Genomic DNA, 26,937 nt, shown 5'->3' with positions numbered 1-26,937 from the left:
TAGCAGGGATAAAGTTAAGAAAATTCTAAAAATGAGAAGAATGAAAATTTTATATATTATTGATGGACTCGAAGCGGGAGGTAAGGAACGCCGTCTTGTACAATTATTAAAGGGCCTGAATAATAAGGAAATCTCCACCAAAGTTATCTTGTTAACCAATATCGTGCATTACAAAGAAGTATTAAATTTGAATACAGAAGTCATAATCCTCAAGAGAAAAACAAAAAAAGATCCCCTGATATTTTATAAATTATATAGAATCTGCAAAAAATGGAATCCGGATATAATTCATGCGTGGGGATCTATGCCGGTGATCTATGCCAGCCCTGCGGCAAAGATCCAAAAGATAAAATTAATTAATGCCATGATCGCTAATGCTCCAAAAAAATTAAACAGAAAACAGTATTTCAGATCATTAATATCATTTCCCTTTTCAAATATTATCCAATCAAATTCGTTCGCCGGATTAATATCCTATAATGTACCTGAGAATAAAGGTAATGTAATACACAACGGATTTGATTTTGAACGAATTAAAGACTTGAAAGATAAAAATCGAATAAAACAGGAACTAAATATCGACACTAAATATATTGTCGGGATGGTAGCTAGCCTTTATTATCACAAGGATTACGAATCACTAATTTTAGCCGCCAAAAGAGTATTAAAACAAAGAAATGATGTTACTTTTATATGTATAGGTGAAGGTCCAAAACTAGAACAAATAAAGAAAATGGCAAAAGGTATGAAAAGAATTATCTTTACCGGTAAAAGGAATGATGTGGAATCTATTGTAAATACATTTGATATAGGGACTTTATTAACAAATTTGGAGAAAATTGGTGAAGGCATTTCCAACTCCATTATGGAATATATGGCCTTGGCCAAACCGGTGATAGCGACAGACGGCGGAGGGACAAGAGAACTTGTTGAAGATAACGTAACAGGCTTTCTTATTCCCCATGAATCACCTGAACTGTTAGCCGAAAAAATCAACAGTCTGTTAAGTGATGAAAACTTGAGAAAAATTATGGGAAGTAAGGGAAAAGAAAAAATTCAAAAGGAATTCCATATTGACAAAATGGTAAATGAACATATCAGTTTATATAATAAACTGCTGGAAAGAAAAAATTTAATAAAATAGGATCGCCTCAATGATTAACAATAAAAAACATCAAAACAAATCAATTAAGACAAAACCAATGCTCATGATTGGGCCGGACATCAAAGGACTTGGAGGCATTTCAAGGGTAGCCAGAATTTATTCTGATACCGGTGTTTTTAAAGAATGTAAAATAAAATATATCCCCTCGGTAACCGATGAAGATATAAACAAGCTTTTTTTTCTGCTAAAAAATATTCTATTTTTCATTAAATTTCTAATTACAGGAACACGCGCGGTTTATATCCATGCTTCATCAGGCAAAAGTTTCTATCGTAAATCTCTTTTTCTTTGCCTGGCCTTACTTTTTCGAAAGAAGGTTATATTTCATATTCACCCTAGCCACTTTTATGATTTTTTAATGAATCTTTCTGGGTTTAAAAAGAAATTTTCTTTCTCCCTGCTACTTAAAGCTGCCACATTCATTGTCCTTACAGAGTCCATGAAAGAAAAAATATCTTCTTTGTTTCCTGAAAAAGCAACTTATGTATTACGAAACCCAATCAATCTAAAATTATTTAACAATTCGCATAATAACCGGAGAAGACAACATCAGTTGCTTTTCCTAGGTTGGTTTATTCCCGAAAAAGGCGTTTATGACCTCGTTGACGCCACTGAAATACTTATAAAAAAAGGATTTGGCCTTCAACTATATTTTTTTGGAACTAAACAACGCAAGGAATTGATTAACTATGTCGAAACAAAGAAACTTGCTCATGTCATTCAGGTAGGAAAATGGCTTTCTGATGATGAAAAAATAGATTATTTATACAAGTCAACAATGCTTATTCTTCCAAGTTATTCAGAAGGTATTCCCAACGTCATTCTTGAAGCAATGGCTACAAAAACTCCGATTGTAGCAACTCAGGTCGGCGGATTATCTGAAGTTCTGAAAAACAATTACAACGCGGTTATTACTCTGCCCGGAAACCCGGAGAGGTTATCTTCAGATATAGAGAGAACTCTCAAAGATGATCAATTCAGAGAGCGGATTGCCCTAAACGCCCACAAAGACGCTAGGGAAAAATATGATATCTCAATTGTAAAAGAAAGATTCAAAAAGATTATAGACTCGACTACAGGTCAGTAATAGCCCGCTCTTAATGTTAATCTGAAATTAGAGATTAATCCTTTACGAGATTTTTCATTTCCAGTACAGCTTTTGAAACAGAAAACAGCTCTTCGGCCGGAATAAGAGGTTCCCCCGCCTTCAACATTTCAAGATACTCTTCTATCTCGTTCTTCTGTCCTTTATCCTGCTTCCGTAAATTAAAATTCTTAACTTTTCTCCCGGAAAAAAACTTGCACTTTTTAAAATCATCTATAACGACAGATGAATTTTCGCAAAAAACTTCGATCCTTTCCTTAGGTAATCGATCATTCCCGTTTGAAAAATAGGATATCGTCGCAATGGATCCATTCTTGAATTTTAAAGATATTATAGAGGTATCCTCATCCGGAATTCTTTCCTCAGTTGAGTTGATAGCTTCGACGCTGAATCTTTCGATTTCAGATTCTGCTATAAAGGCGCATAAATCTACAAAATGGCATGCTTCGCCAACGATCCTTCCCCCGCCTAATTCCGGATCGTGCGCCCAATGATCGGGAGGCAGATATCCGGCATTAACTCTGTAATTTATTGCGAGAGGCCCCGCGTGACCCTTTAGAAAACTTTTCGTTTTCTTTATAAAAGGAGAAAATCTTCTGTTGAATCCAACTGTCAGTGTTCCCTTTGATTCCTTCCAGGCTTCCATTATTTCTTCTATTTCAGTATCCTTTATCCCCATCGGCTTTTCAACGTATACATGCTTATCCTCTTTCAGCGCGGAAATAACCAACTTCGCGTGAAGATTATGCCTGGTGGCAATAAAAACACAATTTATGGAATCATCACCCATTATCTCTTCAGCATCTGTGGTTATGTAATTAAAACCGTACTTTCTGCCTATATGATCGGCATTCATCCCTGTAGCTGTTGACAGGCCGGTAAAATTCACACTTTTGTGTTTTGCCAGGTTCGGCAGTAAAAATTTCTGAGCATAACTTCCGGCACCTATAAAGCCGATATTGATCTCTGTTTTTCCAATACCATTTTTCTTTTTAGGGGAAGCCAGAACTATTTTCCGCCGGGTCTCTACTTTCTGATCATATTCCAGTAGCGCTCCAGTAACAGAAACTTTCGCGTCTTTTATTTTCTTATAAGCATCGGGAGCTTTTGAGAACGGAAAAAGATCAGTTATCAACTTCTTCAGATCAAGCCTGTTTATTTCCATCAGCTCCAATACTGCTTCCATATTCCGTTTTTCTGTCCATCTTACAAATCCGATCGGATAATCCTGCCCCTTCTCCTCATAATTTACGTCATATCTGCCGGGACCGTAAGAGCGGGAAACATTTAAAGAGAGTTCCTTTTCATAAAATGGTTCTCTAGGGAGATCCATGCTTACTCCCCCAACAACAGTAATGTGCCCTTTATCCCTCAATACGCCCGCTGCGAATTCTATTGGGTCGTTACTTGAGGTACCGGCAGTTATAATAACTTTATCAGCTCCGTAACCGCCTGTAAGTGAACTGAGTTTATCGAAAAGTGAACGCTCGTTTCTCTGAAACGCCAATACGCCGAAGCTTCTTGTGTAATCTACCACATCTTTGTCTATATCTATTCCGATAGCTTTGGCCCCGGAAGCCCCGATCAGCTGGAGCGTTATCTGTCCAACTATTCCCAAACCAATCACAACAACATTGTCTCCCAATTTCACATCAGCCAGACGGACTCCCTGCATCGCTATCGACGCTATGGTAGTGAACGCGGCCTGTTTTAGATCAACATCATCGGGAACTTTTACGCACAGGTTTTTCGGAACCGCGATGACTTCCGCGTGCCCGCACCCCCCGCACGCCACTCTATCTCCCTTTTTAAACCCTTCAATTCCTCCCCCAACTTCCAACACCCTGCCTGCCGAGCTGTAACCTAAAGGCGAAGGAAGTTCAAGTTTGTTCATCGCCTTCTTATACGCGGAAATTATTCCTTCCGTTTTAACAAGATCGATCACTTTTTTGAACTCTTCAGGTCTTGAACGAGCCTTCTGGAGCAGATTTTTCTCCGCTAATTGAACTTGAGAGCTCTCGGTTCCGACGCTTAGAGCCGAATAATGGTTCTGAACCAGTAAATATCCATCTTTTAAATGAGGAACGGGAACTTCCTTTGTTGCAAGTTTACCGGTTTTGTTATTTTTAATAAGCTTCTTCATAGATCACTCCATTTAATCAAATAGTCTCAGGTGAAATCAGTTTGTTTCAAAATATTTGTTTCGAGCTTCAATTAACTGACCAATTCTATCTTTATCATATTTTAATAATCTCAAATGCCGCTTTAACTCTTCATCGGAAAAACGTTTTCTTACGGGTCCCGCGGGGCTTCCAACCGCTATAGTATATGGTGGTATATTCTTTGTCACCAGGCTTCCGGCACCGAGAACCGCGCCCTCTTCGATTCTCACTCCCTTTAGAATTATCACCCCGGCGCCGATCCAAACATCTTTTCCGATTATTACGGGAAGATTTATTCCTTCTTTTATTTCATATAAACGTTTACCTGTTATCTTAAAATCATGATCGCCTCCCATAACAATTAACCTTGGACCAATAACAACACCGTCACCTATCTTCAATGAGTTATGAACAGAAATGTGACACCCTTCGCCAATGAAGACATTATTTCCAATTTCAGCAGATTCAGGTTTAACAAAAGAACTGTTGATCGGATTCCACCTGAAGTTTTCGCCGCAGGATTTAAACTTCCTCTTATACAACCAACGAAGCAGCCCTTTTCTTACTCTGTATATAACACTCATAACGATGCCTGCTTAATTAACCTTGAACTTATAAATTCATTCAGAACAATTACTACTTATATATACTCCCGCGTGGAATTAAAAGACTTGATTCGATAAAAAAGTAAATAAACAATAATATTTCACTGTAAAAAATATAAGTTCACTCTATACAAACTTGATACTTGGTCATCGCGTAAAACATCCACGCCTGACTCCAGCGAATATAATCAATCTTATTCGTATACCATCTTTTTTTCTGGTAGTAAAAGTAATTTTTTTTACTATTCCACATTAATTCAATAGATTTCTCCAGCAATTTTCGTGCTGTATTTTCATATCCGAAGGTTAAAAAGGTGTCAATTCCCTGGGCAAAATTATGAATATCTATCGGGTATAACTTATAATCATAATATTTCGGTGTCATATCCTCCAGAAAATGGCGCTCTAAATGATACTCCAGCCCTTTGGTCATGCTTTCACCCCATCGCTCAGCGGCTATATACTTCTGAGTATCGCTCAGTGCCACAAGATTAAATCCGGTGTGAAAGTTGTCGACCCATCGCAGGTGATCGCTCTCTCCGTACACCCAGGCGCCGTCATCACGCTGGGAGTTAATTGAATATCGCGCAGACTTAATTGCGTATTCTCTGTATTTTTCTTCTTTCGTGTATGAATACAGTCTGGCAAAGAGCCTGCCCCCCATAAGATTAACATTGTGAACTATAGTATTTTCACCCGGAATATATCCAAAAATTATTTCTTTATCCGATTCGAAGAGTTTCAATTCAGTCTCAACGAATTCTCCGATTCCCAAAGAGTAATCCAGCCACATCTGATTTCTATCAATGTCATACAAGTCCATAAATGCATGAGCCACAAAGGAAGAAACTATCAAATTAGGTGTAAAAGGAGGCACGGAAAAGGACCTTGACTCCCAGAAAAAATTATACCCCAAACAAAAATAATCTCTGTTCTCCGCCTTTTGCGAGGTGATTATATCTGCAAGTCTGTAAGCATCCTTTAAATATTCGTCCTTTTTACTTGATCTGTAAAGATTGAGCAAACCGCGAATAAACAGAGAAAGCCCCTTTGAATTATACCCCTTTGGGACGAGAAAGACAGAACGAAAATTAACGGGAGAACATTTAAAAAATTGAATCCAGGCTAACCGAAATAGCCTTGATTTAAAAAAAGGTGAATTTTTAAAAACCCTGCTTTCCAAACCATCATAAAGATCGAACCCTTTAAACTCGCATTCTTTCAGGGTCTTATAATGATTTTCAATTAATTCTGATATACGCATATTCAATCAACGCTAAATCTTAGCTAAACTATTATTTCACAATCATAATACCACTAAAGCGCAGCTAATTAAACAGTTGAAAAGTATTTCTAAAAAATATCAGGTTACTATCAAAGAGATAATATTATATCGACAACTTCTTCAACTAAACCAGCATTTATACTGTCATATTTATCAGGAATTTCTCTTTTGGAAATATTAAGCAAATCAATTTTTTCTACCGTATCGATAAAGGTTAGTTTCCCCTTTTTCTGCAGATATTCATCTAGATAGGGCTTCCTCCCTGTAAATATACTATAAGCCGGAACCCCCAGGAGAGCGGCCTCACGATTCATGCTTCCGCCACCGCTGATAAAAAGATCCGAATTCCATATCAACTGAAGGCCATCAACAGCTTTTTCAAGAAAATGAACCTTGTCGCCAAAATTACTTCGGAGTAAATCCTTATCTTCATCTGTTCTACTAATAATCAAAGGATAAACATCTTTATCGGCTGTTAATTCCCCCATGATTTTCAGTAAAATAGTTTCGCTCATTGAATCATGATAATTGCCAACCATAGCTGAAGGCCTCACTGTAACAAGGATCTTCTGATTGTCTATATTCAAATTCTCTCTAAAATCCATATCCGGCGAAAAACTATCCAGATATAATTCTTCTTTGAATCCGGAATATCTTACTACCTTTTCGGTATTGATATTAACGGATCTTAATCTTGAATCAGGAATATACTCAGGTATTAACATGTAGTTAGACAGATAATTAAATATTCTAGATTCAGTATATTCATAATCCATCATAACAACAGATCTTATACCTGAAAACTTCGCTGCTACCAGCTGAGTCCGTGAACCATGGCTTAGAGCCAAATCAATTGATTTTTTTTTAATATAGCCCCTTACCTGATTGGCTCTGGTGAAAAGATTAATAATTTTCTTTAATTTGTTTTTTCCACCGTGCTTCCCGATCTTCCGGAAAGGAATATCCCATAGATGTAAAAGATGAACGGTCTGAGCGAAATCCCTCGCTGTAATAATACATTCAATATCTCTCCTGTTCAGTTCATTAATAACAGGGCGAAATAATGGAACATGGGGTGAATTATCGATATCTATCCAAATTTTTTTCATAATATATTCTATTTTAAACACTTAAGGGCTCATGAAAGACCGAAAGCAAGAATTGCGCCCACTCAACTAGTAACTAACCTGAAGTCCATAATATTCATTAAACTTAACATTACCACTTTTGGATAAATTTATATATGAATACTTGATTGAATAAATTCGATTGAGAACCTATAATACTTCTAACAAAACAATCATGATTGGATCAGGTACCTTTAACAAAAAATAAAATTTTAGAAACAAGAACATGAAAATTCTATTTGTTTCAAATCATATTTATCCATGTGTTACAGGTGGAGCAGAAATTTTCAATTATTATCTTGCTGATAAATTATCAGCAAACAACAATGTTACTTTATTTTCATGTTGCACAAAAAAGCATGCAAATATCAAATTGGTAAATGTAAAAAAACAGCGCCCCATAAGCTACATTATGCCATTGAAATTACTATGGTATGTTTTAAGAACCCGAAAAAAGATTGACGTTATTTTCCTCTCTTACATGCGGTCTCATTGGTTTGGATGGTTAATATATCCTATACTGAAAAAAATCTTTGGGATTGAATATATTATCACAATACATGGAGGCAGCCTGAACCCGTGGAAACCCTTTTTCCCATTTTATTGGGCTTTTAGAAATGCTTTTAGACTGATTGGAGTTTCAGAGAGAATTTGCGAAGAATACAATAGAAGAGCCAAACTGAATGTTAAATATATTCCTCCGCTATTGCCATTTAGAAAGAGTGAAAATGAAACTGATGTTATAAAAGAAGAATATAATATCCCAAAAGACTCTAGAATTATTTTGTACGTCGGTTCATTAAAGGAACTGAAATCACCTCTAACCCTACTTAGGGGATTCAATTTACTTAAAAGTGATTTTGTAGATAAAAACAATCTATATTTAATTTTTGCCGGCGAAGGAAACCTGAAGGAAGAAATGATCAGGAGTGTAAAATATTCAGAACGAACAAAATTTCTAGGTAATGTGCCTAGAGAAGATATCCCCGACTTATACAAGATATCAGATCTTTATGTTATAACTTCAAAGTATGAAGCTACTCCTCTATCGCTACTGGAAGCAATGTACAACAAGCTTCCGGTGATCGGCTCAGACGTCAAGGGAATAAACACAATTATAGAAAATGGATATAATGGAATATTGTTTGAGCAGGGCAATCATTTGGAACTATCATCAAAGATAAAAGAATTAATAGATAACCGCCGAAAAAGCGAATCTTACGCTGCTGAAGCTCTAAAAACCTATGAAAGAAAATATTCATACAAGGAAATGCTGGATGACTATCAGACTATTTTTAACGAGGCGGCCAATGAAAAATGAAACTCCCGTTCCGGTATTGATGTACCATACAGTAGGCATCCCGAATAAAGACTGGATGTGGAAGCATCTTACCTGTCCGTATGATAAGTTTGAAAACCAAATGAAATGGTTAAGGAAAACGGGGTTTGTAACCATAAATTTAGAAGATTTATACAATTCTGTTTTTAATAATAAAAAGTTGCCAAAGAAATCCGTTATTTTAACTTTTGATGACGGCTTTGCCGATAACTGGATCTTTGCTTATCCGATAATGAAAAAATATGGAATGAAAGGTACAATATTCGTTAACCCCGAATTTGTGGATAAAAGAAATATTATCAGAAAACGCGCTGATGAAGTGTCCTCTATTGATAAACTCAATTTATCGGATACTTCGGGCTTCTTAAGCTGGCAGGAATTACAAATAGGGGAAAAAGAAGGTGTCTTTGACCCTCAGTCACACGCTATGACACATACATGGTATCCGGTATCGGATAAAATAATCGATTTCAGACATCCCTCAGACATATATATTTGGAATACCTGGAATAACAATATCGATAAGAAACCTCATTTGCAGTTTGATGATGAAAATCTAATCAACTATGGCGAACCGGTATATGAAAATGATAAAAGCCTGTCATCTCCGAGATATTTTCCTGATAAAGAGATAGCTCTGGACTTAAAAAGATATGTGGAAACACATGGTAATATTGAATTTTTTAAAGGCCCGCGATGGAAAGAAATTCTTTTCGAGCAAGCTGAAAAAGCAAAGAAAATTCACAAAAATGACAGGTATGAATCAGAGAAAGAGTATAAAGAACGAATATGGAGAGAACTTTATGATTCAAAGAAAATACTGGAAGAAAATTTGAATAAAAAGGTCGAGTTTCTATGTTGGCCGGGCGGCAGCGGCACACAAACCGGAGTTTATCTGGCGAGAAAGATAGGGTATAAAATGACAACCGCTGCAAAGGATTTGCCTCGGTCATTTCGCGATTCTCTACTGAATTTGCCGTCCGAGAAATCTGACAGATTTTCCAGAACATCGGCAATCTTATTTTGGGATGGAAGAACAGAAAAAGATTCAAAAGTTGTATATCATTCGGGTTTTACTTTGATCTTAAGCTTACTCGAATATAAAAGAATCTTTTTTGCCCACTTCTGGGCGCGATTAATAAGAAAAATCCTGAAGGAAATATTAAGGTTATTTAAAACCTCTTAATGTGTCCTTTATTATATTTCATAATCAATCACAAAATTATCGACTTTCATCAAAAAACCGTTGGCCCGGCACCTTGCCGAACCAACGGTTTTACTGTAACAAATAATTTCCCATTCATAAAAGGAACATAATTCAACATCTTTCACTACGCGACCTTATCAGCAGCCCCTTTCTTAGAATCTATATAGAGATAAATACACAATCCCGCGAACAGTACAACACTCAGCACTTCACCTATGGGCTTCTCGGCTATTCCGGTGTTAAGAACCTCATCCCATCCCGGAAGAGCCACAAGCGCGCTTATAACACCCATCAGAGCGCCGCCTGCGATAAACCCGGAAGCGATCAGAGTGCCCCGTTCCTTCCTCTTCTTGTTAACCGCTTTGTCCTTGCTTCTCGTCGAAACAAAATACGCTACAAGACCCCCGATTAGAATAGGAGTATTAAGTTCAATTGGAAGGTACATACCAAGGGCGAATGCCAGGGGTGATATCCCGAGCATTTCGAGTATCAAGGCCATAAAACCGCCCGCGAGGTACAACCCCCAGGGAACGGTCGCGTTTGACATCAGCGTTTTAATCACTGCCGCCATAGCGTTCGCCTGAGGAGCCGCGAGTCTTCCCTCTCCGGTAAATCCGTAAACTTTGTTAAGAAGAATTATAACTCCTGTTATACTGACCGACGCTACAACAATACCGAGGAATTTGTATTTCTCCTGTTTCTCAGGTGTTGACCCGAGCCAATAGCCCACCTTAAGATCACTTATAAAGGCCCCTGCGGTTGAAAGGGCGGTACAGACAACTCCGCCTATTATCAACGCTGAGACCATGCCGGCAGCTCCCGTAAGCCCCGCTTTGACAAGTATCACACTGGATAATATCAAAGTCATAAGTGTCATTCCGGAAACGGGATTCATGCCGACAATAGCGATAGCGCGCGCGGCAACTGTGGTAAAAAGAAATGATATAATAGCTACAACAAGCAGGGCTATCACCGCGAAAGCCCAGGAATCTACAACGCCCATACCGAAAAAGAGAAATACCGCAAGCAGTGTGATAACGATTCCGCTGACAACCGCCGCCATTCCTATATCTCTATCGGTCCTCTCCGCGGTAGCTTCAGATTTGCCTGTGAAAATCTCCTTGAACCCCACGGTAAATGTGGAAATAATAATCTTAGATGATTTAAGAATACCTATTATTCCAGCCACAGCTATACCGCCGATACCTATATGGCGGATATAATTAGAAAATATTTCTTCAGGGCTCATCTGAGCGATAGTCAGAGTTGTATCCCCGACCGGCATCCCAAGATGCTGGCCGAAGTAGAAAACAGCCGGTATAAGAACAAGCCAGGAAACAAAACTTCCGGCCGCGATAATAGTGGCGTAACGAAGACCTATGATATATCCAAGCCCCATAACAGCCGCGCCGGCATTGATCTTTACTACAAGCTTTGCCTTGTCGGCAACAACAGCGAGAGGAGCAATAACCCTCGTAGAAATTACTTCGCGCCAGAGCCCGAACGTGGCAATACAGAAATCGTATATACCGCCAATAACAGCCGCTTTAACCAGTACTTTGGCCTGATCTCCGCCCCTCTCGCCCGTAACAAGAACTTCTGTAATAGCAGTCCCTTCCGGAAAGGGCAGATAACCGTGCTGATCTCTTACAAAATAGCGCCGCATCGGGATAATAAAGACGATCCCTAAAAATCCTCCCAGAAGAGCGGCGAGGAATGTCTGATAGAACTGCAGTTGAAGATTCAGAATAAAGATAGCCGGCAGTGTAAATATCATCCCCGCCACAACTACGCCTGAAGCTCCCCCTATGGATTGTATGATAACATTTTCACTAATTGTACTTTTGCGCCTGAACATCCCGCCCATTCCCACGGCAAGTATAGCGATAGGAATAGCAGCTTCAAAGACCTGGCCTATCTTAAGTCCAAGATAAGCCGCGGCGGCTGTAAAAAGCACAGCCATAAGAATTCCGATAAAGACAGACCTGAATGTTACTTCGGGTATCTTTTTCCCCGCGGGTACATAGGGAACATATTCCTCTCCGGGTTCTAAAACTCTGTAAGCATTTTCAGGCAGTCCTTTCACACCCTTTTCCTCTTCCATAAAACCTCCTTCTGAATGCGGAATCTGACATATAAATTAAAATAACTTCTACTATATTTAACCTTGATATCTACCGCAAATTCACAGGTCGTGTCAACAAAATAGTCCCTATTAGCTCTCCCGCATTCTATTACTTACCGTAAGAAATGAACAGAAAATGATTCAGTCCGATATAATCCCCGTTTCAGAAATGTCTAAAGTGCGGCTGGTATTTCATTAAATGCAGACGCAAACTGACTTCTGCAAAATTTTTTAGTTCAGCTAAGCTCATAACAGAAAGAGGTATACTGAACATAATTTAATACTTCGCTGATAGAATTATTCAAGTCAGATTGGACATATTGTCTCTGATTATCTCGCAAACGCGTTCTTCATCTGAAAGTACTTCCCTTATTGTAGCAGCTGTACCGTTTACCTTTGTTATCAGAGAGTTATCTGAATACGGAAAATATAAATCCCGATTTTCCATGTATTCACCGAAAGCATCGTCAATTACCCAATTCTTCACCTGTCCGAACGAATGCTCTCTATTTCCATATTCGTATTTAGCTCTCCGCAGATAGATTATATATTTAAGCAGGAATTTGTTTCTACTCAAACATTCTCTGAAACTGAAGAACCTGGATAACCGGGTGTTGTATAACCGCTTATCAAGATGCTTGGCTGCGATAGCTTCCGGAATAACTGCTCGAATAGGCCCAGGATGATCATACGTGGCTGAATTGTATGAAGTTATCCCATAACCATCAGCAAATATAGTTGCTAGAATATTCCTGTCCAGAAAAGGGCTGAAAGGGAAGACGCCCCGTACGTAGAGAAAGGAATAAATAGGTGCGAAAATAAAGGAAGGTATATTAGAAAGTGCCCATTCGGCATAAACTTTGATTTTATCATCAGAATTCCAGTAATCTTCTTGATTCGATTTCCCGTGTTCAGTTAATTCATCGGAAATTTTAGAATTCCCAAATTCTTTTCTTACAGCTTCGTCCAGTTTCAGTCCCCGTAAATGATCAGCTTGAACAGTGCTTATCATTGCATTCTGAGCAAGCTCGGCTTTAATGAATTCACTCCCGAGAATACCTTCAAACGCGGCCCTGTTTCCTTCCATCCTTTTATACAGCGAATAGTAATGAACTCTGAAAGGATTCATGTAAAAACCTGACAACACGGCACCTGAAAAATTTATAGAATTAAAATTAGAATATGAATCAGAGAACGGAACTGATTCGTGTTGCAATCCTAATTCAGTTGCCAGTTGCCGAACCTGTTTCAATTCAATCATATCATTATCACCAAATGTGTAGGCGGTTAATTTTGGGAGGTTCTTCCGTATCAGAGACAAAACAGTTCTTGAATCACTTCCAAAAGAAAGACTCATAGAAACTGGAAATTCCGAGAGTTCTTTTTCACAATAGCTTGAATACCGCGAATAGCTTTCTGCTATCGATCCTGTCCTTTTTATATTCTTCCCGGATATTGAGGATAATTCGTGGCAGGATTGTTTCTTTAGGATTTCAATGCTGTTTTCTTCCAAAGAATACCTGATATGCTCTCCGGGGCCTGTCACACGAATATCTTCTAACCAGGTCCTATTGTTCTGAGGTACAACAAAAAGCAGACAATCGAGCATAGATTTTCTGCAGATTTTTTTTGCGCCGGAGAAAAGTGATACTAGTAATAAATTATTACTGCATATAAATTTGCTGCCCTCGTGATAGTAATAATGAGGGCGCATTCCCCAATAATCGCTAATTGCATTAAATAGTTTTTTATTGATATTGGCGTATGATTGCTTTTTATAATCCCCGCTGCGACCAGAATCATAGTCATCTCTAATTGAATTAATAGCATTACCAAACCAGTTACTACTACCATCACAAAAGAAATACCCGGAATCAACGTTGCCGAACAGGTCAAACCCCAGTTGTACAAATTTACTCAGAGTGTTTTCTTCTAAGCCGAAACAGAAACAGTAAAATGGCGGTTTCATAATTTCCTTCTACCTCAAATTCAAACTGAATGTTTTAAAACAGTAGCAATTTAATTCTTTTCACCAACGGCTATCACGCTGCCAAAAAAGGGCCATAAGCCAATCTTTCTAAACCAGTCGTGAAATGAGCTGGTCGTTGATATTTTGACAACTGAAAATCCGTGTTTTCTCAGCGTCCTTTTCCACCAAAATATCGATTTTACATCTTCGCATTTTCCTTTCCAGCCCATTCCGTAGCTATCGTAAACCTTGTTTTTATTAAATAACCACCGAATTCCTCCGTCTTTCCTCTTAAAGATCATGTTAAATGTTCCTCGTAGATCAAATATATTGCCGTCGATTATTACTATCCGTCCCCCGGGCTTAAGCAATCTATGGCAATTTTTTCAATATTTTTATCTACCATATCATAACCGTAATAATTGAATCCCCGCTGGAAGAATTCTAACGCTAAGTTACAACACCCTGGGCCTATTTCTAATACATTTCCGCCAGCCGGTAACGATAAATTGTTCAATATAAATAAAAGTTTTCTCCGTGAATCTAGAGATGAACGTCTTTTTATCTGAACATGAAGTTCTTTCCCCCGCTGTATATTCCCGCACTGGGGCAACTCTTCTAAAGTTGTAAAAGATTCCAATTCGTTCTTTAAATCCGTCTGTCTCATAATGTAATATCTCCTCTGCTTTTCTATTAGTATCCATTGCCTCTATGCTTTTTTCATCAAATTAATCTCGTGAAAAGATATCTTTTATTTTGACTATCATAGCTATATAAGCACTTCTGCAAAATCCATACGAAAAGTTTGTTATAAGAGTTCTTACCTTTTCATAAAAACTCAACCGTTTATCTTCCAGAGCCTTTTTATAAATATCTTCAAGCCTCAATACACCTTCGCGGTATCCGTAATTTTCGATGATGTACTCCCTTGAGAAAGCCGCTAACTCTTTATACTTGCGGCTATCATTCATGATCTCTTCAATAGAATCAGCCAGAAGAACCGGATCCTGTTCCTTTTTTACATTCCTGCCGGCAAAATTGTAATACTGCAGTTCCTTGACATTATCCCTATGGACAACGCCGGCCAAACCCGTCTCCCCCACAATCAGAGTCGGTTTACTGGTAGCCATTCCTTCAAAAGCGCATCTTCCGATACCGAGAACGATATCAGCCCAGGACATAAGTTCCGACGTTTTGGAGGTTTTCCCAATAAATATTATCAGATTTCGTGAATACTTGTCGTTTATCTTTTTTGCGTGTTCAAGGAGCCGGCTATAGGAAGGCCCGTCGCCGGCAATAACAAGTGTCGTCATAAAACCCCTTTCCACCAGTATTTCGGTAGCATCCATAGAATAGAACACCGATTTTTCTTTAGTATGTCCCAGCCTACTCATAAATGCTATTTTAACCCCTTCTTCCGGAAGCCCTTTCTTCATGGCAAAATCAGACCAGTCAACATCTTTGCCGAATCTGTCGAGATCAACACGGTTTGGAAGCACGATCCTCTCTTTAGAATATCTCCCCAGAAACGGCTCTGACTGATCCTTGAATTCCTCAGCCACAAACATAATTCTTCCCGGATAAGCCGGATATGGCCATCTGTCCTGAGGTCCAACAACCGTGTATAAAACAGGAATATCCTTTCCCGGAGCAAAAAACAGGGAAAGAAAATAGGAAATGGGATGAAAAGCATGGATGATATCTATCGAATACTTTTCAACCGTCCTTTTCAATATACGGTAAGCCCTGGTGTTCAAATGGAACAAATGTGGAAGAAAAGAATTATATGGAGCTGAAATCAGCGGTATATCAGCTTTCTTTAAAAGACTTTCGTACATACCGCCCTTTTTAGAGAAAAAATATACCTGGTGGCCTCTCTCCTTCAATCCCTTAGCCAGAGTTATTGCTGTCTTGGGCGCACCGCCGAGCTCAAGCCAAGGGTAACAAATTAATATTCTCAATTATCCTCCAACGTTTTCTTAAACCTAACTCCTGCAAGCAGATTACAAAAATATCGCCCTGGATTTTACTACTTCAACATTACATCTTACAATAGTAGTATGGTATAAGTCTTGCAAAAAGTATGTCAAATGATTGATTATACTTGATATATTAGAAAAACACGGAAGAATAAATCTTAACGGTAAATTTGGAATAATTACACCGGGCAGATAAAATGAAAAAATACATTTGTGAAAAGAAGAACTGGCTTGAATCAAATGATAAGATAACAACAAGTGTTCCTGAAGTATCCTTTGAACAATAATCTAAAATTCTTGTATCCAGGTGCCGGTTAAAGCTATGTACACAGGAATAAAAGCAAAAAAATATATTAAAGAAAACTGGGAAATTGCTCTTGTTGTCCTATTGCTTCTTATGCACATGTTCTTTCTCAAATTCTCTTTCTCTATTGGATATTATCCATTTTTATTCCTCTTTTTCTTCTTCAGTATTATTCTTCTTCCGGGATACCTCTTTACTAAAACAATTTTTGGTGATCTTGATCTGCCCGGATACACCTTACTTTCATTCCTGTTTGGAACAGTATTTACATTCTTACTTCTTATGATATTTGCTCTTTTTCATCTAGACATCTTTTTTATCGGAATTCTTATGCCAGCTTTATCGTTGTTTCTAGCGCTCTTCAGGAAAATCATCTCCTCTTCCTTTACTAAAGCCGGGTTAGTACAATTTGATCTGCCCGGGTTTTCTACCCAATCCCGCATAATCCTTCTTTTTCTGCTGATTTTCGTTGTTATACTGATTATTGGTCACGGCGATCCCTTGATGTACACGAGTGATTCAGTTGACCATATAGGTTATATAAAAAGAGTATCTATCTCTCATAACGTCTTTCCCGAGCAGTATCTATACAAAGATGGCGGAATGCTGACCAACGATATTCGAAAGGGCCTTATGCATGCGGTGTGGGGAACAATAAATCTCTTAACAGGACATGAAGATGTTGTAATTATCTGGCCTCTAATATCAGCTATAAGCTCTACCTTTATCATCCTGGCTCTTTTCTGTGCCGGCTGGTTTATCTTCAGAAGTGCGGCTACGGGCTTAATAGCTGCTTTCCTTTTTGTATTTATCCACGGAGGCGGACTCACTTCATACAGACTGATCACCGCGGCGTTCTCTTTTCCCATAGGAAGAATCTTCTCCCTTGTATTTCTCTTTTCAATCCTCGGTTTTTTAAAGAATAATAAGAAAATATATCTTGCTCTAATAGCGGGAGCATCAATCGCTGCAACAGGAACGCATATAGGACACTTCGTAGTGGATATCTTTATACTTTGCGTGCTAATTATTGCAAAATTTATCGAAAATTCCCCCACGGCAAGAAAAAAATTAATAACAAAAACAGCTCCTTTGATTGCAGCAATCACAATAGTTGTAAATATACCATATTTGCTAATGCGTTACCTTAGAGATTACGCCCCAAACAATGAAATTCACACACACCTTCAGGGTATCTTCAGTATTACCGAAAATCTTTATACAGTTAATCCTGTAACGCTCTATCAACAAACGGGTGTATTGAGTATTATCGCTTTTATTTCTATTTTTATCCTGTGGAAACAATCAAAGAATGAGGAAAACCTTAGACTCCTCCTATGGGGAACAATTGCTATATGGGGAGTGATGTTTAATCCAATCCTGATACCGCCTCTTATGAAAGTAATCTCATATCTTGTAATGAGATTAACAATAGCTCTGCCGGCATCTTTAATAACAGCTGTCCTCATTAAAACACTCTGGGAAAAATTGAAGGGACGGTCAATTTCGATTTCAAAAGGTGCAGCTATTATAGGCTGTGTCGCTATAATTGTTTTTATCGGTTATCAACTTGCAATCACACCCCCAAATTTCGCCTATTCAAAAACAACAGGTTTAAAACCTGAATACAGTTGTTTGAATATCTCCGACCTGTATAATCAAATTAACGAAAAAGTCCCCGACGGAAGTGTCATCGCTTCCGATCCGATGACAAGTTACTGCATACCCGCCTTCACGAATCAATTTGTAATCTGCACAAATAGCCAGCATTCTACACCAAACGATTCGACAGCCCTGCAGCGCATTATGGACTGTCGAGACATCTTCTCTTTTTTAACTCCAATGTCTGATATTGCTAAAGTGCTTACTAAATACCAAGCCGAATATATTGTCGTAAACGGGAAGATCCCAGTATCTACAGGAACACTGTACTGGAAACCGGATAACAAAATGGCGATGGAAACAATTAATAGATTTTCAGAATATCCAACCTTTTTCAAATTATTATACAAGGATAATAATACCGCCATCTTTAAGATTACCGATAAATTGTCATCAAGTTATGTAACAACTTCAGGCAAACAACATGAGAAAGAATATATAGGTAACAAAATAACAAAAATTGAATTATCGAAGTTAACTCCTTCTGAAACCCCCGGGATTTTTATAAAGTCTATTCACCCTCACAGACAAATAATAAATAAAGGTGATAAACTAAAACTTGATGTTAAGTGGGTTGCAGGCAAAAAACTCGACTACGGAAGCTACCTTTCATATATTCGATTCGACACGGATTTTGATAAAGGGCTTCTTTTCCATAAATGGTATGGGAAAATATATAGGAAAATTCTCGAAAGGGTAAGAGGGCAAAGATTTCGTTTCCGTATTGGTCATCTACCTCTAAACGGTATATTTACTCCTGACAAATGGCCGCCTATGCATATAATAAATGACAGTATGTTTATAGATATCCCTGAAGATATAGCCTCGGGAGAATACACAATTTCAGTAAAAATGTCAGTACGTACAGCTTATCCTAATTACAGCAGCAAAGACCTTTTAAATGACGATGACAGCTTTGACGGACCGGATATGGGGAAAATAATCATTGAATAAAGGGACGAATGGAATGGAAAAAAATGTTGTTGTTTTCACGGGAGCAAAAATACTGGGGTCCGTTACAATCGGAAACGGAGCTACGGTTGGTGCTAATTCGGTAGTTATTGACTCAATCCCCCAAGACGTAACCGTTGCCGGTATACCAGCAAAGATCATTTCCAGGGGAGGATAATCATCTCTTTTGTAAAAAAAGCTGGCAGAATCTTTGTAACAAATATTTCAGCCACCATACTCGGAACTGCCGCGGGGATAATTATAGCAAGAGTGCTGGGACCTGAAAAAAGAGGCTATTTCGGCCTGATTATTATGGCGTCTTCGTTATTATTCTCCCTGGGGCATTTTGGCTTCGGCTCTGCTATTGCCTACTTTACGGGAGAAAGAAATTACAGCCGAAATAAGATTCTTTCATTTGTATTCGCGGTTCCCTTTATTCTTGGTAGCTTTATGGCAATCATCTTTTTCTTCATATACCCCTATATAAAAGATATTTGGACAGGTATACCACCCTCACTGATGCTGATAGGACTTATCGCTATTCCATTTTACTTTCTACACAATTTTCTTATCAGATTTCTTATGGCCGATCTTAAGATAAGAGAGGCAAATATTACAAGGATTCTCAACAGCCTGTTTTATCTCGTTCTGGTAATTATTATTGTCTGGATTTTTAATGGCGGAATTAAGGAAGCAATAATCTGCTATACCGTTTCCTTTATTGCGGCGAGTCTTCTTGCTTTTATTCTTTTCACAAAAGAATATCGCCCAATGGCAAAAATTGATTTTTCCATGACCGGACCGTTTTTCCGTTACGGGATAAAAGTTTATCTGATTCTTATTTTTAATTTTCTGAATTACAAGCTGGACATTTTCCTGGTTAAATATTTTCTCACCGCAAGTGATGTCAGTTACTACCAGATCGCCGCCAGTATCGCTCAGCGCTTCTGGTATATTCCAAATGCCATGAGCGCTCTGCTTTTCCCAACACTCATGGCAATGAACAAAGGAACCTCGAAATTTACGGCCAGGTTATGTAGAAACAATCTGTTTCTCATGGTCCCTCTGGCTATTCTCGCTTTGTTTATAATCCATCCCGCTGTTATTTTATTGTATGGAAAGGAGTACGAAGCTGTAGCTTATGCTCTCTATTCTATATTATGGGGAATAACTATTTTCCCAATTTACAAATTCCTTGCTTCATACTTCGCCTCGAAGAAAAAACTTGGTATCGGTATATTTGCTTCAACTATAGGGCTTATAATTAATGTGATCGCTAATATCTTTCTGATTCCCAGGTTAGGCATTATCGGAGCGGGGATTGCCACAAGTATTTCATATTCGGTACTTTCAATTATACTGCTGATATTCTTCCGTATACAGACAAAAATAAAACTCAGGAAAATCCTTGTTCCTGATAAAGAAGACTTTAAAAAGTACATTAAATTAGCAAAAAAGGGATTTCAGCACATACGCTCTATCGTTAACAAAAACAATCGTTCAAATCTATCTGAATGATTCAAATATCTTCTGCTCAAGCTCCAGGTAGATTCCATACTTATCGTAGACAATACGTCGTATTTCTGATATCAGCCCGATTATATCTTCCGATGTGGCGTTATCAGAATTTATTATGAAGTTGGCGTGAGTCTTACTCACGGAAGCGCCCCCAACGCTCATACCTTTGCATCCGGCTTCTTCAATCAACCGGCCGGCGTAATCCCCCGGCGGTCTTTTAAAAACACTCCCGGCATTTGGAAAATCGAGAGGGAATTTCCTCTGCCTTTCCCTATATATCTTTTCTATGCCTTTCCTTATTCTTTCAGGCACTCCCCTTTCAAGTTTAAAATGGACCCGCAGAATAAGCCAGTCAGTTTTCTGGAAAGCGCTTTTTCTATATCCAAAAGAAAGCTCCTCCTTATAAAATATTCTCTTCCTGCCACAGCCCGTAATGACTTCCACTTTTTCAAGTAAAGAAGCTGTATCTCCGTCCTTTGTCCCGGCATTCATAAAGACCGCTCCTCCAACCGTGCCGGGGATGCCAGCGATAGATTCAAACCCCTTAAGCCCTTTCGCCGCGGCCTTTTTTGCGAGGTCTATAAGAGTAACGCCTGCATCCGCGACAATTCTGTTATCTTCGGGAAATTGAACCCGCGCCGAACCGGTTCTGAGTTTCAGAACGATACCTCTTATCCCGCGGTCGGGAGCAATCACATTCGAGCCGGTCCCAAGAAGTGTCAGGGGTATTGATTCTCTTTTGGCATATTCATAAATCCAGCGAGCTTCCTCCGTGGAGTCCGGACACACAAGACATTCAGCCTCTCCTCCTACTTTGTAGGTAGTGTGATTTGACAAGGGTTCCCCGGTGTAAATAGCGCCCTTTATATTATTATTTATTATATCTATATAATTTTCCGTCATTATATCTGTTCAATCCTAATCTTCCGTTCTTACAATACTGGCGCCCAGGCTGCTCAGTTTCTTCTCCAACCTCTCGTATCCCCTGTCTATCTGATATATATTACTTATTACAGTCTCCCCATTACTCATAAGAGCCACAAGTACTTCAGACACACCGCCTCTAAGATCAGTCGCCCGTACACTTGCTCCTCTAAGTTCTTTTCCCCCCAGAACAACTGCGCAGTTGCCGTAGTGATTTATCTCGGCGCCGAAAGATCTAAGCTCTTTAACATAGCTGAACCTGTCGGTGAAACGCTGGTCCGTTATCGTGGATTCACCGTCAGCCTTAAGCGCTAAAGCGGAAAAAAGCGGCTGCATATCAGAATTTACTCCCGGATACGGAGCAGTAAACATATCAAAAGGAGATATTTCCTTCTTTCCGGAAACATAAATAGAACCGCCCCATTCAAAGATTTCCATCCCGCAGTCTCTTAGATATTGTGCATCGACCCTCAGATAATCAAGATTATAGTCCTTGATAACTATTTCCCCGCCTGTAATGCCTGCGGCTATCATATAGGTCATTGCTTCATCTGAACCTTTCATGATTTTATGCTTTGTTCCTTTAAGACTATTTACACCTTTTATTTCAATTAAGCGGTTTGAAATCCTGATATTTGCTCCCATACCGTTTAAGAAACTCGCGAAATCAAGGATTTCAGGTCTGGTGTTCGCGTTTCTGATAACAGTCGTACCCTTGGCCATACAAGCGCCTATCATAATATTTTCAGTGCCGGAAGTAGTCGGAAGATAGAATTCCACCTCAGCACCTTTTAACGAACCGACAGTGCCGAAGACACCCTCGTCATTTACGACCATTTCCGCGCCGAGGTCACGAAGCCCCTTGATGTGTAGATCAAATTTTCTCGCCCCGATATCACATCCGCCGGGAAAAGGAAGTTCCACTTTGCCAAATCGATTCAGAAATACACCGAGAAGCAGAAGTGAATAACGGATTCTTGAAACAAGTTCCAGGGGCAATGAAGAATCTTTTATTCCGGATGGATCGATAATAACTTTGTTCCCGCTGACTTTAACTTCGGCTCCGATACTTTTTATTATCTCGATGGCCACGCGTATATCTTCCATCAAGACCGGAACATTCTCTAATTCAACAATCCCGCCGCTTATCAGAGAGCCGAACAAAATAGGCAGCGAGGCATTTTTAGCGCCGCTTAAATTCACCTCTCCCTCAAGACTGTTTCCACCTCTAATTCGAAATACTTCCATCACGTCTCCCCTGAAGATTAATAGCTGTAAGTGCTGTTATAAAATAGTATGCAAGAATTGTTCAAAAAAGGCAAAAATATAACATTATACGATCTGTAATTCTCAATCCTTTTTATTCTTTTGGAACTGTTTTAAATGATAGAGCCTCGCGTTTCTTTGGGAATATACCAATTCAAATAAATCGTTCCGCTTTTGAAATTTGGAACCTAGAACAGGACATTTTTTTATGTCTCTATCAAAAACGGCTATATACAAATCAAATCCAATATTCTTAATGGCTTCCACAGTTTCGTCACTTAATGAACCGCAGGCAAACAATTGCTCGTTAAGATTGTAGTGCCGCGCAACATAATCTTTATTATAGCCATAAACTCTCCAGAATTTCAATCCTCCCGCAAAACTTCTTCTCGAAGCGAAAACGGGCACCAAGTGATTGAACCCCTTTTCAGCAAATACAGCATTTTTATCAGTATTTTTCCTTATCCACTCGAAAAAGTCTTTTTCTCCACTATAAGCATCGCGTCTGACAACCAGCACCTCTTCCTCACCAGGGCGTGCAACTATAAACCCGCGAAATGTAAGAAAGGGCGGGATAAAGAAAAGTAGAAAAGTAGCTGTTATAATGAGTTTTCTTTTTACTCCACGAGAATCCATTATCATACTGGTAATTTCAATAGATATTACGGATCCGAGAAGAAGGAATAGTGGAAAAATTAGTTTCGATTCGCTGCGGGTTGGCAGATCAACAAATAGATTCAGGATAATAAGAGGGATAATCCACGAGGCTATAACAGCATATTCATGACTCTCTGCGAAAAATACCTTTTTAAAAGCGCGTCGAGCTGGGTAGAACAATATTAACAGGGGCAGGACAATTGTAGCAACATTCTTAAAACCAAAATGGATATATTCAGAGAATAAATTACCACTCCCGGTTTCTGTTCCACCGAGTGATACGAGGTAAGGCAACCCGGCAACAGCAGCAAGGATCGCGGCGATGGCTGGAAGGGATTCGGGCAAGAATAAAGCCGTCTCTTCCGAAATATATCTTCTTATGAATGGAACCAGTACTCCCGCTCCAACAAGGGTACATATAAGAACCGTACCTGTAATTATATGAAAGAGAAACGCACCAAGAGCAATAACAAAGAATGTAATAACAGCTTTGATCTTAGAATTCCTAAGGAACCCGCGCGATAGAAAAATCACGAAGCCGAGAAGAAAGAGATTCAGTGAAAAACTGAACGAAGTTATAGTAATAAATTTATCGCTCAGATTAACCATCCAGGTACCAAATGGACTTAAAAACTTAAGGGGGCCCTGTCCACTAAGCTGGATTGCATTGATATTTCTTAAAACCTCTTCCATTCCTCTGACCTCACCAAAAAGAGCCCTTAAAAGGAAAACAGGCCATACTATCCATGAAACAGATTCCAGTCCGGCAATCGTTATAAGAGTAGAGACAAACACCTTCCGACTGCTGGAAATGAATGAAGAAATGATTCTTGCTACAAGGTATGGCAAAGCAAAAGCGCTTATAATGTTAAGAAAACTCATAGCCCGAAAAAGGGGAAGATTTGAAAGATTTTTCCATGTGGCAATAAACAGGTGAAAAATCCACATGTATCTAATAGGCTGGTTGGGCAAAAAGGGCTCCATCGGTGGTATCCCTCTTGCTGTTATTTCATTAACTACGGAGGCATGATACCAGGCGTCAGATCTAATCAGCAAAAAATCGTTAACAAAATAGGTAACAACTAAAAGAATCCCGTAACAGATAGATAGTGTAATGACACTTACAGGTATGGCAGATTTCAATTCTCCAAATTGGTCCTTCTTCAAAATGATCACAAGAGCAAAAAGAAAATAATACAAGCCCGCGGAGAGTTTAAAGGACAGATTAAAATCCCCTGTTATCCGGGACATAATCAACACAGTAAGTGTTAGTATAATTGGTGAGATAAGGGGTGTAAAAAACACATTATCCGTCCAGGGACGTTTATTATCCCCGAAAAGGAAGAAAAACACTAGACCGGGGAGGAAAAAAGTCTGAATCAGTCCGGAAAGGAATATCAAGGGTCCGCATAAAGGAAAAAATAGGGACAGCGCTGTTAAAAAAACAAACAGGTAACAAATTCTTTTTGCTTTAGTTGTTCTCATTAATTTATCCCTTTCCATAGATTAATGTATATTAAAATTCTACTTCGATATTTTCATCCATAGCTTTCTCAGAGAACGGAATATTTTTCCCATAGCTGCAAGAGGTAATATGTTAAACACTGCTCTGCCACCCCTTGAAGAACATAACAAAAATTGTAAGGAAACTAATACTTCAACTATTTTTCTTGAAAGTTTTTGGGATGAAAAAGCCCTGTCATAACGTGGTACGGCTATTCCCCATTTCTTCCAGAGTTTCAATCTGATAAATGCGCCCTTCTTTTTAAGATCAAAGGCGTGTGAATGCATAGCAACAGCATCACCGGCTGATATCTCTTCTATATGAATAATGCCGGCTGCGGCAGCATCTTTTACTATCCTGTCGCCTGTTTCGGATCTTGTAAGAACTACAGACCACCCTTCTTTTGCAGCTTCTTCTTTTGCCCATCCGTCTCCAACTGAAATATCACTAAGTTCATTCGTAAGATCAATGCAAGTCAAACACCTGTGATTGATGTAGAAAGGAATAGTCTGGTTGAAATCCAGCTTGGATATCTCTTTTGTCTGACCACTCCTGTCGGTTACAGAAAAACATCCTGGCCAACTACCCTCACGGTAGGAAAGTGAGGCAACATCCCCAAGCGATTTGACTCCAAGCTTCCGAAGAATAACCCGTGTGGCTTCAAAGTAAAGATTATTACCGCAGTATATACCGATTACCGGGTTAATTTCAGCATTAGCCTTCCATCCGGTTTTTTCTAGTTTTCTCAGTCCATGAACATGACAAGGAAGCCCCACATAAGCATATTTGCCCTCTCTGTTTTTTAGATCACCCAATATTGTGTTCATTGGGCTTAAGTGGTAGCGGCTCTGGGATGCCTCTTTAATGCCAACTTCATCTTCTATTACTCGACCCTCTCCCCGCCATGGTTCCGATCTGTGCCGGGTGTAAAGGACTGAACCAACAATTAATTTCCGTCTAAACAAATATAATTGCAGTGCCGTCGCTAAACCACCACTTGCCCCTGCTCTTCTTATTTCAGGATCAACAGCGTGCGAAAGATAAATATTTTTAGTAACACCCAATAAAGGGTGAGATATTTGATCTTGAAAAAGCGATCGTTCTAGAGGTTTAAATTTTACACGCTCACCCGGACATGATGAGAGACATAACCCACAGGAAGAACAATTGTCATCATGAACTGGAAGTGATGAACCAACAGGATCTCCAATATGAATATTGTCAGTTGGGCATACTCCCGCACATGTGCCACACCTCGTACACAATCCCTTGTTTATAACATTATCAAACAGAATATCAACTGGAAGCTTTGCAGACATAGAATTGCCTTATTCCTAACTGACCAAGCGGGCCTTTGCCAATTATTCTACCAATAAACATGTCAATTTTCTCAATTAACATTCCTCCGAAAGGAAGGAATAAAGTGCCCTCGTAATTTACAAGATTGAATCCGGCATCTACCAACATTTCCTTAACTTCAGAAGGGGCGAGAAAACGGTGCGGACCCTCACCATGGTGGAATTTTAGAACATTGTTGACTATACTCGTCCATTCGGCAGCCGATGGCGGTAAACTCATAACTAACATACCGTCATCAGTAAGTACACGTTTTATCTCCTTTAGGAAAAGGAGGGGGTCAGGAACATGTTCAAGAGTTTCGAGTGACATAACGACATCAAAACAAGAATCGATAAATGGCAACTCATGAAGCGAAGTTTGGGTGTGACATTCATCCGGGTTGAGTTTTTTGCTTGCTTTTAACATTTCGAGGGAAAGTTCAGCATTTACCAATCTAAAATCGCCAAATGCCTTCCGCAGAAATGGAACACCATCACCAATCCTTGACCAAACATTTAGCACTCTTGATTCATTAGTAATCGAAAGTCTCTCTATAGCCCCCCTGAAACGTTGAGTATGAACTCGATCAAGTTTATCATTTGCGTGCTCATACTCATGTTCGGCTATAGCATCCCAGAACAGTTCCACCTCTTTCATTCTAAAATCATTTACATAGCGGCTCATTCTGATAAACCTTCTCTCTTTCTACAATCATTTTCTTGTAATATATATTTAATCACCACAT

20 protein-coding genes are annotated in these 26,937 nt (G+C 39.0%); 7 read left to right on the top strand and 13 right to left on the bottom strand.

The genetic code is table 11. The features are described 5' to 3' along the window. Positions 1-31: 31 nt before the first annotated feature. Both U5O15_02745 and U5O15_02740 read left to right on the top strand, forming a co-directional pair. Entirely contained in the window at positions 32-1,144 is a 1,113-nt protein-coding gene (locus U5O15_02745) for a glycosyltransferase (GenBank protein MDZ7859583.1), read from the top strand. A gap of 10 nt (positions 1,145-1,154) precedes the next feature. Next, on the top strand, positions 1,155-2,252 hold the full coding sequence (locus tag U5O15_02740) for a glycosyltransferase family 4 protein (protein ID MDZ7859582.1): 1,098 nt from the start codon (positions 1,155-1,157) through the stop codon (positions 2,250-2,252). A 34-nt stretch (positions 2,253-2,286) separates the two neighbouring features. On the opposite strand, the gene U5O15_02735 is transcribed toward U5O15_02740, so the two are convergent. From U5O15_02735 to U5O15_02720, 4 genes are all read right to left on the bottom strand, one after another. After that, the gene (locus tag U5O15_02735; protein MDZ7859581.1) at positions 2,287-4,413 is read right to left on the bottom strand and encodes a bi-domain-containing oxidoreductase; all 2,127 of its coding nucleotides are present in this window, start codon (positions 4,411-4,413) and stop codon (positions 2,287-2,289) included. Positions 4,414-4,449: 36 nt separating this feature from the next. Next, positions 4,450-5,016 (bottom strand): acyltransferase, encoded by a 567-nt coding sequence (locus tag U5O15_02730; GenBank protein MDZ7859580.1) that lies wholly within the window; start codon positions 5,014-5,016, stop codon positions 4,450-4,452. Between the two features lie 142 nt (positions 5,017-5,158). After that, positions 5,159-6,307, bottom strand: a complete 1,149-nt coding sequence (locus U5O15_02725; GenBank protein ID MDZ7859579.1) for a hypothetical protein — start codon at positions 6,305-6,307, stop codon at positions 5,159-5,161. Between the two features lie 104 nt (positions 6,308-6,411). Then, the gene (locus U5O15_02720) at positions 6,412-7,431 is read right to left on the bottom strand and encodes a DUF354 domain-containing protein (GenBank protein MDZ7859578.1); all 1,020 of its coding nucleotides are present in this window, start codon (positions 7,429-7,431) and stop codon (positions 6,412-6,414) included. 244 nt (positions 7,432-7,675) lie between these two features. Here U5O15_02720 and U5O15_02715 point away from each other — a divergent pair, with 244 nt between their 5' ends. Beyond that, positions 7,676-8,770 (top strand): glycosyltransferase family 4 protein, encoded by a 1,095-nt coding sequence (locus U5O15_02715; GenBank protein MDZ7859577.1) that lies wholly within the window; start codon positions 7,676-7,678, stop codon positions 8,768-8,770. Further along, complete coding sequence (locus tag U5O15_02710) at positions 8,760-9,974, top strand: polysaccharide deacetylase family protein (GenBank protein MDZ7859576.1); 1,215 nt, start codon at positions 8,760-8,762, stop codon at positions 9,972-9,974. The genes U5O15_02715 and U5O15_02710 overlap by 11 nt, the downstream gene beginning before the upstream one ends. Positions 9,975-10,119: 145 nt before the next feature. On the opposite strand, the gene U5O15_02705 is transcribed toward U5O15_02710, so the two are convergent. The 4 genes from U5O15_02705 to U5O15_02690 form a co-directional block, all read right to left on the bottom strand. Then, complete coding sequence (locus U5O15_02705) at positions 10,120-12,099, bottom strand: oligopeptide transporter, OPT family (protein MDZ7859575.1); 1,980 nt, start codon at positions 12,097-12,099, stop codon at positions 10,120-10,122. 322 nt (positions 12,100-12,421) lie between these two features. Next, the gene (locus U5O15_02700) at positions 12,422-14,089 is read right to left on the bottom strand and encodes a hypothetical protein (protein ID MDZ7859574.1); all 1,668 of its coding nucleotides are present in this window, start codon (positions 14,087-14,089) and stop codon (positions 12,422-12,424) included. Between the two features lie 50 nt (positions 14,090-14,139). Continuing rightward, a complete protein-coding gene (locus tag U5O15_02695; GenBank protein MDZ7859573.1) occupies positions 14,140-14,460 on the bottom strand; it encodes a hypothetical protein in 321 nt (106 codons plus the stop codon). 357 nt (positions 14,461-14,817) lie between these two features. Next, positions 14,818-16,050, bottom strand: coding sequence for a glycosyltransferase family 4 protein (locus U5O15_02690; protein ID MDZ7859572.1), 1,233 nt, complete (start codon positions 16,048-16,050; stop codon positions 14,818-14,820). Between the two features lie 340 nt (positions 16,051-16,390). Between U5O15_02690 and U5O15_02685 the strand changes: the two genes are divergently transcribed. The 3 genes from U5O15_02685 to U5O15_02675 are packed head-to-tail and all read left to right on the top strand — an operon-like array spanning position 16,391 to position 20,503. After that, on the top strand, positions 16,391-18,988 hold the full coding sequence (locus U5O15_02685; protein MDZ7859571.1) for a hypothetical protein: 2,598 nt from the start codon (positions 16,391-16,393) through the stop codon (positions 18,986-18,988). Beyond that, positions 18,981-19,163, top strand: coding sequence for a hypothetical protein (locus U5O15_02680; GenBank protein ID MDZ7859570.1), 183 nt, complete (start codon positions 18,981-18,983; stop codon positions 19,161-19,163). Before U5O15_02685 ends, U5O15_02680 begins: the two co-directional genes overlap by 8 nt. Then, positions 19,160-20,503: an oligosaccharide flippase family protein gene (locus U5O15_02675; GenBank protein MDZ7859569.1), complete on the top strand. Its 1,344-nt coding sequence runs from the start codon at positions 19,160-19,162 to the stop codon at positions 20,501-20,503. The genes U5O15_02680 and U5O15_02675 overlap by 4 nt, the downstream gene beginning before the upstream one ends. Here U5O15_02675 and murB read toward each other — a convergent pair. The 5 genes from murB to U5O15_02650 form a co-directional block, all read right to left on the bottom strand. Continuing rightward, complete coding sequence (gene murB, locus U5O15_02670; protein ID MDZ7859568.1) at positions 20,492-21,406, bottom strand: UDP-N-acetylmuramate dehydrogenase; 915 nt, start codon at positions 21,404-21,406, stop codon at positions 20,492-20,494. The two genes, U5O15_02675 and murB, sit on opposite strands and share 12 nt — an antisense overlap. 15 nt (positions 21,407-21,421) lie before the next feature. Further along, complete coding sequence (gene murA, locus U5O15_02665; protein ID MDZ7859567.1) at positions 21,422-22,675, bottom strand: UDP-N-acetylglucosamine 1-carboxyvinyltransferase; 1,254 nt, start codon at positions 22,673-22,675, stop codon at positions 21,422-21,424. Positions 22,676-22,777: 102 nt separating this feature from the next. Beyond that, a complete protein-coding gene (locus U5O15_02660) occupies positions 22,778-24,493 on the bottom strand; it encodes a hypothetical protein (protein ID MDZ7859566.1) in 1,716 nt (571 codons plus the stop codon). Between the two features lie 381 nt (positions 24,494-24,874). Then, entirely contained in the window at positions 24,875-26,173 is a 1,299-nt protein-coding gene (locus tag U5O15_02655) for a Coenzyme F420 hydrogenase/dehydrogenase, beta subunit C-terminal domain (GenBank protein ID MDZ7859565.1), read from the bottom strand. After that, positions 26,151-26,876, bottom strand: coding sequence for a methyltransferase domain-containing protein (locus U5O15_02650; GenBank protein MDZ7859564.1), 726 nt, complete (start codon positions 26,874-26,876; stop codon positions 26,151-26,153). Before U5O15_02650 ends, U5O15_02655 begins: the two co-directional genes overlap by 23 nt. Between the last annotated feature and the right edge of the window lie 61 nt (positions 26,877-26,937).

It is taken from the genome of Candidatus Krumholzibacteriota bacterium (assembly GCA_034520215.1).
Lineage (GTDB): Bacteria > Krumholzibacteriota > Krumholzibacteriia > Krumholzibacteriales > WJIX01 > JAGHBT01.
This window is presented reverse-complemented; position numbering and strand designations above follow the sequence as displayed.

Coding starts and splice junctions, on each gene's coding strand:
- U5O15_02735 (MDZ7859581.1), bottom strand. CDS start 4,413: ATGAAGAAGCTTATTAAAAATAACAAAACCGGTAAACTTGCAACAAAG.
- U5O15_02700 (MDZ7859574.1), bottom strand. CDS start 14,089: ATGAAACCGCCATTTTACTGTTTCTGTTTCGGCTTAGAAGAAAACACT.
- U5O15_02720 (MDZ7859578.1), bottom strand. CDS start 7,431: ATGAAAAAAATTTGGATAGATATCGATAATTCACCCCATGTTCCATTA.
- U5O15_02745 (MDZ7859583.1), top strand. CDS start 32: ATGAGAAGAATGAAAATTTTATATATTATTGATGGACTCGAAGCGGGA.
- U5O15_02705 (MDZ7859575.1), bottom strand. CDS start 12,099: ATGGAAGAGGAAAAGGGTGTGAAAGGACTGCCTGAAAATGCTTACAGA.
- U5O15_02655 (MDZ7859565.1), bottom strand. CDS start 26,173: ATGTCTGCAAAGCTTCCAGTTGATATTCTGTTTGATAATGTTATAAAC.
- U5O15_02685 (MDZ7859571.1), top strand. CDS start 16,391: ATGTACACAGGAATAAAAGCAAAAAAATATATTAAAGAAAACTGGGAA.
- murA (MDZ7859567.1), bottom strand. CDS start 22,675: ATGGAAGTATTTCGAATTAGAGGTGGAAACAGTCTTGAGGGAGAGGTG.
- murB (MDZ7859568.1), bottom strand. CDS start 21,406: ATGACGGAAAATTATATAGATATAATAAATAATAATATAAAGGGCGCT.
- U5O15_02710 (MDZ7859576.1), top strand. CDS start 8,760: ATGAAAAATGAAACTCCCGTTCCGGTATTGATGTACCATACAGTAGGC.
- U5O15_02730 (MDZ7859580.1), bottom strand. CDS start 5,016: ATGAGTGTTATATACAGAGTAAGAAAAGGGCTGCTTCGTTGGTTGTAT.
- U5O15_02650 (MDZ7859564.1), bottom strand. CDS start 26,876: ATGAGCCGCTATGTAAATGATTTTAGAATGAAAGAGGTGGAACTGTTC.
- U5O15_02740 (MDZ7859582.1), top strand. CDS start 1,155: ATGATTAACAATAAAAAACATCAAAACAAATCAATTAAGACAAAACCA.
- U5O15_02715 (MDZ7859577.1), top strand. CDS start 7,676: ATGAAAATTCTATTTGTTTCAAATCATATTTATCCATGTGTTACAGGT.